This is a genomic window from Pseudidiomarina woesei (genome assembly GCF_001418345.1).
In the GTDB taxonomy this organism is placed as follows: Bacteria; Pseudomonadota; Gammaproteobacteria; order Enterobacterales; family Alteromonadaceae; genus Pseudidiomarina; species Pseudidiomarina woesei.
The window spans coordinates 56,623-70,975 of record NZ_LIPW01000003.1; the positions used below are offsets into that span (position 1 = coordinate 56,623).

11 protein-coding genes are annotated in these 14,353 nt (G+C 48.5%); 4 read left to right on the forward strand and 7 right to left on the reverse strand.

Annotated elements, in window-relative coordinates; genetic code table 11:
• Position 1: 1 nt before the first annotated feature.
• Positions 2 to 220 carry a DUF2970 domain-containing protein gene (locus ASC40_RS06085; RefSeq protein WP_245622224.1) on the forward strand — a complete coding sequence of 73 codons (219 nt, stop codon included), beginning with the start codon at positions 2 to 4 and terminating at the stop codon, positions 218 to 220.
• Here ASC40_RS06085 and prlC read toward each other — a convergent pair.
• Positions 198 to 2,255 carry an oligopeptidase A gene (gene prlC / locus ASC40_RS06090; protein ID WP_055438901.1) on the reverse strand — a complete coding sequence of 686 codons (2,058 nt, stop codon included), beginning with the start codon at positions 2,253 to 2,255 and terminating at the stop codon, positions 198 to 200. The two genes, ASC40_RS06085 and prlC, sit on opposite strands and share 23 nt — an antisense overlap.
• Before the next feature lie 166 nt (positions 2,256 to 2,421).
• On the opposite strand from prlC, the gene ASC40_RS06095 reads away from it, so the two are divergent.
• Entirely contained in the window at positions 2,422 to 4,707 is a 2,286-nt protein-coding gene (locus ASC40_RS06095) for a S9 family peptidase (RefSeq protein ID WP_055438902.1), read from the forward strand.
• 10 nt (positions 4,708 to 4,717) lie between these two features.
• On the opposite strand, the gene ASC40_RS06100 is transcribed toward ASC40_RS06095, so the two are convergent.
• Positions 4,718 to 5,425, reverse strand: a complete 708-nt coding sequence (locus ASC40_RS06100) for a M48 family metallopeptidase (RefSeq protein WP_055438903.1) — start codon at positions 5,423 to 5,425, stop codon at positions 4,718 to 4,720.
• 153 nt (positions 5,426 to 5,578) lie between these two features.
• Between ASC40_RS06100 and gorA the strand changes: the two genes are divergently transcribed.
• Entirely contained in the window at positions 5,579 to 6,931 is a 1,353-nt protein-coding gene (gorA, locus tag ASC40_RS06105) for a glutathione-disulfide reductase (RefSeq protein WP_055438904.1), read from the forward strand.
• Between the two features lie 48 nt (positions 6,932 to 6,979).
• On the opposite strand, the gene ASC40_RS06110 is transcribed toward gorA, so the two are convergent.
• The 5 genes from ASC40_RS06110 to ASC40_RS06130 all read right to left on the reverse strand — a co-directional run bounded on the left by ASC40_RS06110 (position 6,980) and on the right by ASC40_RS06130 (position 13,808).
• Positions 6,980 to 7,654, reverse strand: coding sequence for a DNA-3-methyladenine glycosylase I (locus ASC40_RS06110; protein ID WP_055438905.1), 675 nt, complete (start codon positions 7,652 to 7,654; stop codon positions 6,980 to 6,982).
• Positions 7,655 to 8,071 carry a hypothetical protein gene (locus tag ASC40_RS06115; RefSeq protein WP_141656116.1) on the reverse strand — a complete coding sequence of 139 codons (417 nt, stop codon included), beginning with the start codon at positions 8,069 to 8,071 and terminating at the stop codon, positions 7,655 to 7,657.
• Between the two features lie 146 nt (positions 8,072 to 8,217).
• Positions 8,218 to 9,705: a DUF3300 domain-containing protein gene (locus ASC40_RS06120; RefSeq protein WP_055438907.1), complete on the reverse strand. Its 1,488-nt coding sequence runs from the start codon at positions 9,703 to 9,705 to the stop codon at positions 8,218 to 8,220.
• A gap of 119 nt (positions 9,706 to 9,824) precedes the next feature.
• Positions 9,825 to 11,177 (reverse strand): NADP-specific glutamate dehydrogenase, encoded by a 1,353-nt coding sequence (gdhA, locus tag ASC40_RS06125; protein ID WP_055438908.1) that lies wholly within the window; start codon positions 11,175 to 11,177, stop codon positions 9,825 to 9,827.
• 111 nt (positions 11,178 to 11,288) lie between these two features.
• Complete coding sequence (locus ASC40_RS06130; protein WP_055438909.1) at positions 11,289 to 13,808, reverse strand: ExeM/NucH family extracellular endonuclease; 2,520 nt, start codon at positions 13,806 to 13,808, stop codon at positions 11,289 to 11,291.
• A gap of 104 nt (positions 13,809 to 13,912) precedes the next feature.
• On the opposite strand from ASC40_RS06130, the gene ASC40_RS06135 reads away from it, so the two are divergent.
• A complete protein-coding gene (locus ASC40_RS06135) occupies positions 13,913 to 14,353 on the forward strand; it encodes a DUF488 domain-containing protein (RefSeq protein WP_055438910.1) in 441 nt (146 codons plus the stop codon).

Genomic DNA, 14,353 nt, shown 5'->3' on the forward strand with positions numbered 1-14,353 from the left:
CATGTCTAAACACATGCCCGAACAACAGCCGCAAAAGCCTCGTTTCTGGGATATCGTTGTTAGTGTTCTAGCGGCACTTTTTGGGGTGCAATCCGACAAAAATCGCCAACGCGACTTCAACCACGGTAATCCCGCTGTTTACGTCGCCATTGGCGCAGTGTTTGTGGTTCTTTTCGTGCTCACACTTATTCTGGTAGTTAACTGGGTTGCTCCAGGCTAACAATACCACTGTGGCGTAGCAGCGCATCGACACTTGGCTCACGCCCGCGAAACTCTTTAAATAGCTCCATCGCGTCACGCGATCCACCACGTTCTAATATAGCCCGAAGAAAGTCCTGCCCAGTATCACGATTGAAAATACCCTCTTCTTCAAAACGCGAATAGGCGTCTGCAGACAATACTTCGGCCCATTTATAGCTGTAGTAACCTGCCGCATAACCGCCGGCAAAAATATGCCCAAAGCCATGTTGAAAACGGTTGTACGCTGGCGGTTTACGCACCGCAACTTGCTCACGAACTGCATCAAGCGTTTGCTGAATAGTGTCGCCATCCGTTGGGTTGTAGTCACGGTGAATACGCAAGTCGAATAGACTGAACTCCAACTGCCGCACCATTTGCATGGCTGACTGAAAGTTACGTGCGGCTAGCATGTTATCGAGCAAATGTTGTGGTAACGGTTCGCCCGTTTCATGGTGGCCAGAAATCATCGCCAATGCTTCTGGTTCCCAGCACCAGTTTTCTAAGAACTGCGACGGTAGCTCAACCGCGTCCCAAGCCACGCCGTTAATACCTGACACGCCAGCAACATCTACTTTGGTCAGCATATGGTGCAAACCATGACCAAATTCGTGGAACAAAGTGAGCACTTCATCATGGGTAAACAGCGCCGGCTTACCGCCAACAGGCTTATTAAAATTACAGGTTAAATAGGCCACCGGTAACTGCAATTGATGTTGCGCCGTAATTCGACGTACTGCACATTCAGCCATCCAAGCACCGCCACGTTTACCTGTGCGTGCATATAAATCAAGAAAGAAGCTACCACGTACGTCGCCGTTGTTATCGGTAATAACAAAGTAACGAACCTGCGGATGCCAAGTTTCGGCATTTTCTTGTTCTTCAATGCGCAGGCCAAACAACGTCTGCACCACATTAAATAAACCACTAACCACCTGTTGTTCAGGAAAATAAGGGCGTAGTTGCTCATCAGAAATAGCATAACGCTGTTGTTTCAGCTTTTCGCTGTAATAGGCAACGTCCCAAGCTTCTAGGTGGGTGACAGCAAAATTCTGCTGGGCAAAATCCAGCAGCTCTTGATAGTCTTGGCGCGCTTGCGGTAGCGAATGTTGCGCTAAGTCCATTAAAAACTGTTCAACCTGCGCAGGTGACTCTGCCATTTTGGTTGCCAAGCTCAGTTCAGCATAATTGGCAAAGCCGAGTAACTGAGCTAGCTCATGACGCAGCGCCAAGGTTTCGGCCATAATCGCGCTATTATCAAATTGACCTGCCTGCGGCCCTTGATCAGACGCTCGGGTGCAGAAGGCTTCATACATAACTCGGCGCAACTCTTGATTATCGGCGTAGGTCATTACCGGCAAATAACTTGGAAAGTCTAAGCCAAAACGCCAACCTGTTTGCTCGTGTTCTTCCGCTGCTGCTTTGGCTGCGGCAAGCGCACTCTCAGGTAAACCCGCTAACTCAGATTCATCGGTCACTAAATAATGCCAGCTGTCAGTTGCATCCAATAAATGATTGCTAAATTGCGATGATAACTCAGAAAGTTTGGTTTGAATTTGAGCATAACGTTGTTTTTGCTCGGCAGGCAAAGCAATGCCCGACAGCTCAAAATCACGCAAAGTGTCGGTCACCACTTTGCGCTGTGCTTCCGTTAAACTGGCGAAGCTGTCGCTGGCGTGCAGTGCTTTAAACCCTTGATACAAACCTTCATGCTGACCGACAAAGGTGCCGTATTCAGACAATAGCGGCAGGCATTGATCATGAGCTTCACGTAACTCGGCTGAGCTCATCACCGCATTTAAATGCGATACCGGCGACCAGCTGCGCTCCAGTAAATCATCAACCTGTTCAAGTGGCTCAACCAACCCTTCCCAGCTAAAATCGCCTACAGCTACCACCTGCTCGATGGTTTGTTTACAATCGGCAATTCGCTGCGTTATCGCTTCGACAATATGCTCAGGTTGTATGGCTGAAAATGGCGGTAAATGGTAATCACTGAGCAAAGGGTTTTGACTCATACAACTTCCTCTTGAATAATGCGCATATACGCGAAGTAAGCACGAAGTACGCGCGAACCGAATAATGGCTTAATTGACGCGCAATTCGTACTCTCAATTCTGCTTTAATTATGGGTCTTGTTGGCTTTTTTCAAGGCATAACACGACCTAACAACAGGGAACTATTATGACAACATACACCGCAAGTTGGTTGCGTCATACGGCACTAGGCATAACCACCGCTGTATTGATATCAGGTTGTAGCACACTTCATAACGCCAGTGAACCAGCACCAGTAACATCTGCAGATGAATCGCATATTAATCTCGACACGCTGTATGCTGAAGGCAAATATAACGCCCGTGGCGTTGGCCCAACCCGCTGGTTAGCTGATGGTAGTGGCTATACGGTGTTAGAAAGTGCTGCAAACGGTGGTCACGACTTAGTGCGTTATCATCCAGAAACCCAACAACGCACCCTGTTAGTCAAAGCCGATGAGGTGCGCCCATCAGCTAATGAAGAGCCTCTGCATATTGCCGATTACAGCTGGTCAGAAGACGGCGATAAGTTACTCATATTTACCAATACGAAACGGTCGTGGCGAACGCATACCCTTGGTGACTATTGGGTGTTTGACCTTAACAGCAAGCGCTTGCAAAAACTTGGCGGCCAAGCTGAACCCTCTACCTTGCAATTTGCCAAGTTTGACCCACAAGGCAATCGTGTTGCCTACGTAATGAAAAACAACATTTACGTGGAAGAGCTTGCAAATTCACGCATTACTCAATTAACGCGCGACGGCAATGACACTATCGTAAATGGTACTTTTGACTGGGTGAACGAAGAAGAATTTTTCTTGCGTGATGGTTTTCGCTGGAGCCCTGACGGTAAGTCTATTGCTTATTGGCAACTAGACACCGAAGGCACTCCGTTGTTTACCATGATTAACAACACCGACGCGCTATACCCAACGTTAAAACAGTTTCCTTACCCGAAAGTAGGCGAAACAAACGCCGCAATGCGCATTGGCGTCATGCCAGCAAGTGGCGGTAAAACCACTTGGATGAAGGTACCTGGCGATGCTCGCCAACATTATTTAGTGCGCATGCAATGGGCCGGTAATAGCCAGCAGCTACTTATTCAACAATTAACCCGTTCACAAGCGGTCAATAAGGCCTATTTAGCCAATGCGAAGTCAGGCGCAGTGCGTGAACTGCTGCAAGAAACCACCGACAGCTGGGCTGAATATGTCGACGACGTACAGTTTATTGACCAAGGCCAAGCATTTACCTGGTTAAGCGAGCGTAGCGGCTTCCGCCATATTTATGTGGTGCAGCGCGACACTGGGCGGCTCAGCACCATCACGCGCGGAAACTGGGACGTTATTGAAGTACTACAAATTAATCCCAAAACTGGTTGGGTATACTTTATTGCCTCACCAGAAACGCCGCTAGAACGATATTTGTTCCGCGCCAGTTTAGACGGCAGTGGTAAGTTGGAACGCTTAACACCAGATCAACCAGGCACGCACAGCTATCAGCTATCTGCCGATGCTAAATACGCCGTACATACCTTTTCTGACGTGAACACCATGCCGGTGGTAGACATGATTAGCCTGCCCGATCACCAAAGCATTCGCGTTATTAAAGACAACAACCAAGCCCAAGATGCATTTGATAAGCTAAAACGCGGCATGTTTGAATTTTTTCAAGTGGAAGCCCGCGACGGTTTAAAACTTGACGGCTTTTTGATGAAGCCCGCTGACTTTGACCCAAACAAAAAATACCCCATTGTATTTTATGTCTATGGCGAGCCATGGGGACAAACCGTCAGCAACAGCTGGGGCGGTGAACGCTTTATGTTTCACAACTACTTAACCCAACAAGGTTATCTTGTGGCTTCCGTGGATAACCGCGGAACACGCTCGCCGCGAGGTTTTGAGTGGCGCCGCTCAATTTATAAAAACCTTGGTGTTATTACCGTGCGAGATCAGTACGATGCGCTGCAAGCCATGCTCGATCGCTGGGCATTCATTGATGCCAATCGGGTGGGTATATGGGGCCACAGCGGTGGTGGTTCGCAGACATTAAATGCTCTGTTCCGCTACCCAGACGCTTACCATGTAGGCATGGCTTTAGCACCGGTTCCCGACTTGACGTTGTACGACACTATTTACCAAGAGCGTTATTCAGGCTTGCTTCCCGAGTCAGCAGCAAGCTACCGCGAAACATCAGCCATTACCCATGCCAAAAACTTGCAAGGCGACTTGTTACTGGTACACGGTACCGGCGATGACAATGTGCATTTTCAAGGTTCAGAGCGCTTAGTGAATGAACTGGTGAAGCATGGTAAACAATTTGATTATTTTGCTTACCCTAATCGTACCCATGGTATTGCCGAAGGCGAGGGTACGACGCAACATTTGCGAACCATGATGATTGAGTTTTTAAAGCAAAACTTACCGCTAAACTAAGTTCTTTTAGTTACACTTGGTAGTCTAAGTAATCCGCGTTAAGCACGGTAATGCCGTGCTTGCGCAACCACACCTCAGCATCTTGAAAGTTTGGCGAGTGCTGCTCAACCAACTGCCAAAACGCTCTGCTATGGTTAAATTCCCGCAAGTGGCATAGCTCATGAATGACTACATTGCGCACCACCCATTCTGGCGCTATCCATAGTTTCCAAGTGAATTTTAGTTCGCCCTTGCGGGTGCAGTGCCCCCATTTGCTGCGAAAGTCGCCCACCGCCCAACCACTCGGGTTCAGGCCATGCTGCTCGGGCCACTGCGCAAAAAATTCATCAAGCCACATTTGCGCCTGTTGTTTATACCAAGCCACAACTGACAGCCGTGGCTCTCGGTCGCCATGACTTCGCGGCGTAATGGTGGCGATAAGCTGCGTGCCTTGACGCATTACCTGCTTACGACTGGCATGCTCCACCACTAACTGCAGCGGTTCACTGAGCCAACGCAGACGCTCTCCGGTTTGCCACTGCCGACGCTGTAAACGCCCTAATTGTTGCTGCTGCCGCGTCAAGTGGCGTTGCACCCATTCGCGCTTCTGCTCAACAAACTGCCGAATGGCCTGCTCGCTCATATGCAACGGAGCCTGCACGAATAACTTTCCGTGCTGAATTTTCAAGGCTAAATTGCGCCGTCGCTTGCTGCGATTCACGGTATAAACTGATGTCATAGATTTAGGTCATCGATTGCGGTCATCGTTTTTTTCGACTCATTTTAGGTCACTTAACACTCGGGTTGCATTGCACCGCGTGGCAATTTCGGCGATCATAGTCATCTTTATGCACTTAATTCAACACGCTAGCATGTCTTAGGAGTAAAGCACATGACTCGACATTACGATTATCTGGCAATCGGCGCCGGCAGTGGCGGCATTGCATCAGCTAACCGCGCGGCCATTCGTGGCGCTAAAGCCGCTGTTATTGAAGCAAAAGCGGTTGGTGGAACCTGCGTTAATGTTGGTTGCGTACCGAAAAAAGTCATGTGGTATGGCGCCCATATTGCTGAGGCAATTAAATACAGCTCGGCGTACGGCTTTAACATTGAACAAAAAGGCTTTGACTGGGCAACGCTAGTGAAAAACCGCGAAGCCTATATTGAACGCATTCATGGTGGTTACAAACGCGGCTTTGAAAGTAACGGCGTTGAGTACATTGAAGGCTTTGCGCGCTTTGTTGACGCCAACACCGTCGAAGTAAACGGCGAGCACATTACCGCTGACCACATTACCATTGCGGTGGGTGGCCGAGCGATGATCCCTGACGTTCCAGGTGCTGAGCACGGCATTGACTCAGACGGCTTCTTTGCGTTGAACGAACGCCCTAACAAAGCTGTTGTGGTTGGCGCGGGCTATATTGCGGTAGAAATTGCTGGGGTATTGCATGCCCTTGGTAGCGATGCACACTTACTTGTTCGTGGCGACCGCCCTCTGCGCTACTTTGACCATGATATTACCGACGCGTTGCTTGAACGTCTAAAACAAGACGGCCCAGAGCTACACACCGGTTGTATTATTGATCGCGTTGAAAAACAAAAAGACGGTTTGCTAAGTGTTTATTGTGAAAATGGTGAGGTTATTGAAGGTGTCGATTGTTTAGTTTGGGCTATTGGTCGTGAGCCAACAACGGACAAAATTAACTTAGCTGCGGCGGGCGTACAAGCCGATGCGCACGGGTTTATTCGCACCGACAAATACCAAAATACCAATGTTAAAGGTATTTACGCGGTTGGCGATATTACTGGTGAGGCACAATTAACGCCGGTTGCCATCAAAGCAGGCCGTTTGCTCGCTGAACGTTTGTTCAATAAAGACCTGCCCGACGCACACATGGATTACAGCCTAATACCAACCATTGTATTTAGTCATCCAACCATTGGTACCGTGGGCTTAACGGAAGCTGAAGCACGTGAAGTGCACGGTGACGACGTTAAAGTTTATAAGTCTCAATTCGCAGCTATGTACAACGCAGTCACACCACATCGCGCGCTCAGTACATTTAAGTTAGTGTGCACAGGCCCAGAAGAGCGCGTTATTGGTTTGCATGGTATTGGCGAAGGCATGGATGAGATCTTGCAAGGGTTTGCGGTCGCCATGAAAATGGGCGCAACCAAAGCTGACTTTGATGCCACAGTAGCACTGCACCCAACTAGCGCAGAAGAGTTTGTCACTCTGCGATAACCCCATGAAGGCATGCGGCTTCACTCCGCATGCCTATCCCCGCGAATTCTATCCCCGTACATCTATCGACATCGACAAAATACGTGATAAATGGCTATATGGCAGGCCTGTCTCGGCATGCCATTCATTAAACACCTGTTGAATCTGCTCAGCGCCACGCTTGCTGTACGGCGAGGCACCTAACAAATTATGATTGCGCATTGCCGTTAAATTATCGGGCGTAAGCAAGTATCCATCCCAGCCCACTCGACGCAGCACATGCTGAGCAGCAGTACCACCTAAACGGGCTCCATGCTTTTTCAAATAAGCCAATAACTTATGTTGTTCTGCGCTGGGCCAATTCGCTAAAAACGTACCAAAACTTCCATGTTGCTCTGTAACTTCAACAATCATGCGCGCGTTCAGCGGAACTGTGGCGATTTTTTGCGGGTTGCGAACAATACGTGTGTCGCGTGCTAACTCGTCAAGCCGCTCCGGAGGAACCTGCTGCCAGTAAATCGGTAAGAACCCGGCGAATGCTTCTTCAAAACCTTGCCATTTATTCTCAATCACCTGCCACGCAAAACCTGCACGAAATACACAACGCGTTATTTCTGCAAGAAAGCGGTCATCGCCAATACGCCGAATAGCATCACCCTTGGCAAGTACAGGCAACCGCTCATGCACCGCCTCGTTGCTGCCGTGCCGAGCGATTGCTTGATCATAAAAGTACTGAAACTTCATTTATTCTAAATAATATGCGGTTGCATGAACAACAGGGGTACGTTGCGCTGGCACTGCACTGACAGTTTGGCCATCGTAAAGCCCGCCCGTGACACCGCCTGAGGTGGTTTGTTGATATTCAATTTTGTCGATAACCATAATATTTGCGCCCAACTTTGCTGCTTGAACGAGAGCACGCTCAATTGCATACGAGCGCTTACTTTCATCGGTTTCACGTACACCATAGCTAAAGTTCGAGGTGATTTTTGCAATCGGCTCAGCGGCCGCAGGCGCTAGTTCAACGAGTTTTACTTGACTAGGCTCGATAGCGGAACGTGATTGACCTAGCAATTCCACACCGCTATTTGTGCTGCAGCCAGCTATGGTCAGCAGCCCAATAAATAGAGTCATTATGATTGCGGTTCTAACAACTAACATAGTGCCTCCTTTGGGTAAAACCTCTTCGTTTGAGGCGCTAAAACCAATAAACGAAGTTGGAAAGCTCATAGTATTTCGCTTTCCAACTTCAATAACAACCTAACTTAACGCGTCGAATCGGTGGTTTAACCGATTCGACGCCGCGACTATTGGTCACGATTATGGCCGCGCACCGGAGTAACGCTATTTTGATTCCGTGACGGCCGAGATATTACCGGAGCAGCCCGTTGTACCGGCTGGCTAACTTGAGGTTGCCGCACCTGAGGTTGCCGTACCTGGGGTTTAACGACCTGCGTGGGGCGTGGGCTAGGGCGCACCACGTTCGGTTGCCGAACAACAGGATTACGAACCGCTGGTTTACCAAAATCAGGTTTGTGAACATCTGGCTTGCGGACATCTGGCTGTCGCACCACCGGCATGCGCGCTTCTGGCTGACGTACTACCGGACGCTCAGTTCGCGGCTGCTGCATTCGTGGTTTCTCGACTCGCGGACGTTCCACGCGCGGTTGCTCAATAATGCGTTTATCAACAATGCGTTTATCCACGGGTTTTATCGCCCGCTGCGGCTGCTTTATACCTACCGTCGGCTGGCTTAATTCACGTTTCACCGATGCAAATTTAGGCCGCGGCTTGGGGTCTTCAATGCGCATATTGCGCACCGGTGCATCACGATTAACACCGCGCGCACTTAATACCGGTTGCACCGGTTCACCTTGAACCATGTAATACTTAGGCTGACGAGGCTGTAAATCACGGTGACGATATTCCACCCCGCGACGATGGCGCGGATTGTGATTCCAACGCTTACCGTCATGTCTCGTCATATAATAGTCACGACGCTTTTTCGGCGGTGCCGTGTAGTAATGATGATTAATCACCACATAACGTTGTGGCCAGAAAAAGTGACTAAAGTAAAAGCGCGATGGTACGTTATAACTAATACCCCAATAAATGCCAGAGCCAATACTAACGGTTAGCGACGGCCGTGCCCAATACACCGGCGGATGATTGTGCCACCACCAGGAACCGTACACGACGCGGGTATCATAATAAGGAACATAAACCACTTCACGGCGAACGTTCTCAATAACAATGGTGCGCTCAGCGCGCTCAACATTGACGTGCTTGTTCGACTTTAAGTTGCCGGCATCATATGCATGTTGGCGCAAGGTTTGAACCCGATCGAGAACATCCTCTTGTTGGGCCAAAAAGGCTTCGCCAATAGCTTGAGTCCATACCAAGTCATCGCTCATTTGTTTTAGTACATCCGGTGTACCCACCAACGCCTTAACGCTGTCGTCCCAAGCCTGCTCACTTGCAAGCTCTATGGCTTGTTCAGGTTGCAGGTGCGCGTGCTTCTGCGCCCACCGCTCGGCCTGAACCACTTCTAACGGATAGGTGGCAGCGATCAGAATATGGGTTAATAGACTATCAGGATACAAAGCAACCGGCGCTAATAAGCGGTCAAGCTCAGCTTCGCTATAGTAAACTACGTTTGCCTGCGCACTGTCTTGATAGGTTTCAGCGTAAGCAGGGGTTGCTGCGGTAGTTAGTACCACCGCTCCCGTTGCCCATGACAACGCTAAAGCCAAGGCCGACAGACCGGCGCGTTTTTTCAATTGAGTGTTATGCATGCTTCATGCCTCCAAACGGCAGATAGCTACAACTGCTATCAGTTACTAGTTTAGTCGCTTTTTTAGCCAACATAGTTGCATGCACCACCAATATTTTTGTAAAGATTGCGTTAGCCGAACTAAACTAACCCTTGTTCAAGCATGGCATCGGCCACTTTTCTAAAGCCCGCAATATTCGCCCCAAGCACTAGCTGCCCCGGCTTACCAAACTCTTCTGCTGTACGCGAAATATCTTTGTATATGGTCTTCATAACCTGCTGTAAACGCTCATCTACTTGCTCAAAGGTCCAACGCTGCATACTGGCATTCTGCGCCATTTCAAGTTGACTTGTGGCAACACCTCCAGCATTTGACGCTTTGCCTGGACCGTAAGCCATTTGGCTTTCTTGCACCGTGTCAAATGCTGACTCTGTGAGCGGCATATTGGCGCCCTCAGTAATTGCAATACAGCCATTTTCGATGAGGCATTCAATATCAGCACGAGTTACTTCATTTTGTGTGGCGCACGGAAACGCCAAATCGACCTCGTAACGCCAAACTTGATGCCCGTCAGACGGGTAATCTTCGCGTGGCGTATAAGTTGCTGAAGAATGTGTTTCTAAATATTTTTCTAATCGCTCATTGCGCTGCTCTTTAAGCTGCTTCACTAGGTCTAAATCAATACCTTGGTCGTGATATATCGTGCCAGACGAATCACTACAGGTGACGGGCTTGGCCCCTAGCTCATAAAGTTTTTCCATGGTGTAAATGGCCACGTTACCTGAGCCTGAAACGGCGCAACGTTTATCTTTAAGTTCGTGATCGCGGTCAGCCAGCATATAATTGGCGAAATAAACGCAGCCATAGCCAGTGGCCTCTTTACGAACAAATGAACCACCCCACGCTAGCCCTTTACCGGTAAGCACCCCATCAAATTGATTTGCTAAACGTTTATATTGCCCGAATAAATAACCAAGCTCGCGAGTTCCAACACCAATATCACCAGCCGGCACATCGGTAGTTGGCCCTATATGGCGAAATAATTCGCTCATAAAAGACTGGCAAAAGCGCATAATTTCGGCATTCGATTTGCCTTTAGGATTAAAATTCGCGCCCCCTTTCCCGCCCCCAATAGGAAGCCCAGTCAAGGCATTCTTAAAAATTTGCTCAAAGCCTAAAAACTTTATTATCGACCCATTAACACTGGGGTGAAAGCGCAGCCCGCCTTTGTATGGTCCTAAAGCTGAATTAAATTCAATGCGATAGCCTTTGTTGACTTGCACTTGCCCCTCGTCATCCATCCACGGCACCCGAAACATGATCTGCCGTTCCGGTTCTACAATGCGAGCAAGAATAGCTTGTTCGCGGTAACGTGGATTTTGCTCTAGCAGCGGCTCAAGACTTTCCAAGACATCTTCCACCGCTTGATAAAACTCAGTTTGTGCAGGGCTCGTCTGTTTTAACTCTTCGATGGTGTCGTGAATATACGTCATGTTGCTTCCTTTTCGGTAACGCCTACTTTCTTATACTCACGTTAGTCTTATTTAGCACAAAAAAAAAGCGCTTGGCCAAGCCAAGCGCTTTATATCAACTATATTATTGGCTTATACGCGACGGCGTACTAAACCTAAGAACAAGCCACTTAATACCAACCAAAGCGGGAATGAACTGCTTGTGGTGGCATGGTCAATGTTCTCATGCTCTTCTTCTTCAGCAGGCGGCTCTTCCACGTCTGCATCACCGTCACCTTCGTCAGTAGGGTCGTTTGCTACTGTTGTAAATGCAACGATAACTGGGTCGTGGTCAGAACTACGATACTGATCAGGCGCGTAGTAAGTTTCTTCTAAACCATTTTCTTTGTATTCAAGGTTATAGTCCAAAACTTCTGGCTCGTCAGCGTTAATGTGCCAAGCTTGCGCTGCCACAACTTTCGCGGTTAGTTCTGCTGAGGCAAAGGCATGCTCCAAGCTACCTGACTCGTTTTGGTACACATAAGTATGGGTAGCCGCACCATCAGCGAACTCAGCTTTCAAGTTGGTGAAACCACCAGCAACCATTGCAGCAATTGGGTCTTCCATGCTGTACGCGTTCATGTCGCCCATGACCAAAACATCAGCAACAATACGACCAGTTGGGTTACCAGCTAACCACTCTTGCAGTTTCTCTACTGCAGCAACACGAGTAGCATTCCAGCAGCCTTGGCCGTCATCGGCATCGGCATCACCGCCGGTAGCAGAACCACAGCTTCCTTTAGAACGTAAGTGCGTTACCACAAAGGTAAACTCGTCTTCGTTCACAAGGTCTTTAAACGTTTGAGCAACCGGTGGACGGTTACCAAAGTCAAACGGTTGTGCTGTAGTAAATACCGCGGTACCTGTTTCAGCAACGCGGTCGCTACGATAAATGATAGCGTTTGTAATAGCATCGGTACCAACTAAGCCGCTACCACCAACGTTTGCGAATGCCCATTCACCAGAGCCTTCAGCATTTAGTTCTGCAACGAGTTGCGCCAACATGCTGTTTTCGCCGTTGCCGTCGTTTTCAATTTCAACCAAACCTACAACGTCAGCACCAAGGGCAACAATAGCAGCAACAACTTTCGGAAGTTGACGCTCATATTCCATGATGTTTGTCGCGCCGCGCGAGGTTGGGAAACCACCGCCTTGGCCGTCACCATTGAACAGGTTCAATACGTTGAATACTGCAACGCGAACATCACCTTGTGCCGCTGCATCTGGCTCTGCTGTACGTGGGTTTACGTCAACAAATTGCAGGTCGACCGTTGGCAACAAGCGATATTCACTGAAGCCGTAGTGAATAATACCTTGGGCGTTGGTAATTTCAGTACCTAAACGCAAAGTATTTTCAGCGCTTAAACCACCTGGAGGGAATGGCACTACTGCTGGGCTTGCGCCACCTTGGGCGTCGTCAATTAAGAACTGACGGCTGTCTTTAAGCGCTGCGTAAGCATTCGCTGCATCGCCTGGCTCAGCAATTTCAGTTGGGCTCATGATCCGCTCATCAGCTACCCAGAACTCACCATACTGAGCCAATGTCTCAGTACCCGTAACAACTAGTGGCGCCGCAGAGCTGACTAACATGCCTTCAAAGCGCTCGAATTCATCGCGCGAGCTTAATGGCAACTCTAAAGCCGCAGGTGTTACAGTTGCGCCTTCAGAACACACGACAATTTCAGATACAAATGAAAGCTGAGTCGCGTTGTAGTATTCAGCCACTTCACCTTGTAGGCGAACAACTTGGCCAACAACTGGCGCAGTGCCTTCTGGCAAGTAAACAAAAATACCTTCTGAGCTGTTTGGATCAGCATCGTTATCCGCGTCTTCTTCTTGTAAGAAGAAACCATTTAATGGGCGTGCGCCATCTTTGTATACACCGGTAACAACGGCTTCAACAGTAACCACCTCGCCAACGAACGGACTTGCAGCACCGTTTTCAGATAGGCTATTGCCTTGTACTTGGTGAATAAATGTAGCGGGGTCACCACAAGCACCAAGCTCAGGTGATGGTTCTGGCTCTGGCTCAGGTTCTGGGTCTGGCGGCGTGCTACCGAAACCATTATGAGAACCTAAGTTGCTAATATCGTCAATTGGGTATGCGTCCCACTCAACATCTGGGAAAAACTCGTCGGTTACATCGGTATCACCAGCCGTAACGGTTGATTTGCGACGAATCGTTTGGTTCTGCATCGATACGCCGTTGCTTTCCCATGCAGTACCTGGGTCAACACCTACTTGGCCCATGGCATCAATAACGTCTGCGCCATTTTTAAATACAATGGCATCATCACCGTTGTAATATAAGTTGCCAGTTTGGTTTGCTAAAGCCAGAATTTCTGCGTTAGCAGACGGGTGGGCAACAACATAAATGCCATTTGCGGCCAACGAGCCTGAAAGTTGAATTGTCTGGCTAGCAGAAGTGCCACCATTTGAATAAATTTCAATGGTATAAGTGCTCAAATCAACTGCGGTATCACCCGGGTTAAAAATCTCTAATGCTTTATTATTACTTGAGCCTTCAATGTGCTCTGATAGAAACAGTTCTGCACTTGCCGTACCTGACACCAGCAGGGCCGAAAGTGCAATTGCTAGATTGTGGCGTTTCATAATCCATTCTCTTATTGTTGTGTAATCCCAAGACGACGGGTTGATCACTATAACTTATTTCAGTTAACAATTTAATGACTTTTTGTGACAGCAAGGTGACAAAAATGCAGAAAAATTACACAGTAGTTTTCAAGCGCGCTTATGACAAGGTATGCGCAGAAGATGGTCAACGCATACTTGCCGATCGAATATGGCCACGTGGTATTAAAAAGAACGATCTAAAACTTAAAGATTGGTGCAAAGACTGTTGCCCGTCGAGCCAGTTACGTAAAGATTATCATGCCCAGAAACTCGACTTTGAGAGCTTTGCTAATGCCTACTTTAAAGAGCTTGAGAGTAATCCTGACGTTTTGATTCCGCTTATGAAAGCAGCCAGAGAAGATAAGGTCACGCTTATTAGTGCAGTAAAAGCGTTTGAGTATTCACACCTTCCAGTGTTAAAACATGCGCTACTGAAGGCATTGGAACAAGAAGATAACGAAGCCGACGGCAATGCGCTGAGCTCACCAGTTTGTTTTGGAAACGACTTTAATTATTGGGGATAA

What these genes read in the sequence shown, in the direction of transcription:
- ASC40_RS06130 (WP_055438909.1), bottom strand. Translation starts at nt 13,808, where the DNA reads ATGAAACGCCACAATCTAGCAATTGCACTTTCGGCCCTGCTGGTGTCA.
- ASC40_RS06110 (WP_055438905.1), bottom strand. Translation starts at nt 7,654, where the DNA reads ATGAAGTTTCAGTACTTTTATGATCAAGCAATCGCTCGGCACGGCAGC.
- gorA (WP_055438904.1), top strand. Translation starts at nt 5,579, where the DNA reads ATGACTCGACATTACGATTATCTGGCAATCGGCGCCGGCAGTGGCGGC.
- ASC40_RS06100 (WP_055438903.1), bottom strand. Translation starts at nt 5,425, where the DNA reads ATGACATCAGTTTATACCGTGAATCGCAGCAAGCGACGGCGCAATTTA.
- ASC40_RS06135 (WP_055438910.1), top strand. Translation starts at nt 13,913, where the DNA reads ATGCAGAAAAATTACACAGTAGTTTTCAAGCGCGCTTATGACAAGGTA.
- gdhA (WP_055438908.1), bottom strand. Translation starts at nt 11,177, where the DNA reads ATGACGTATATTCACGACACCATCGAAGAGTTAAAACAGACGAGCCCT.
- prlC (WP_055438901.1), bottom strand. Translation starts at nt 2,255, where the DNA reads ATGAGTCAAAACCCTTTGCTCAGTGATTACCATTTACCGCCATTTTCA.
- ASC40_RS06120 (WP_055438907.1), bottom strand. Translation starts at nt 9,705, where the DNA reads ATGCATAACACTCAATTGAAAAAACGCGCCGGTCTGTCGGCCTTGGCT.
- ASC40_RS06085 (WP_245622224.1), top strand. Translation starts at nt 2, where the DNA reads ATGTCTAAACACATGCCCGAACAACAGCCGCAAAAGCCTCGTTTCTGG.
- ASC40_RS06115 (WP_141656116.1), bottom strand. Translation starts at nt 8,071, where the DNA reads ATGTTAGTTGTTAGAACCGCAATCATAATGACTCTATTTATTGGGCTG.
- ASC40_RS06095 (WP_055438902.1), top strand. Translation starts at nt 2,422, where the DNA reads ATGACAACATACACCGCAAGTTGGTTGCGTCATACGGCACTAGGCATA.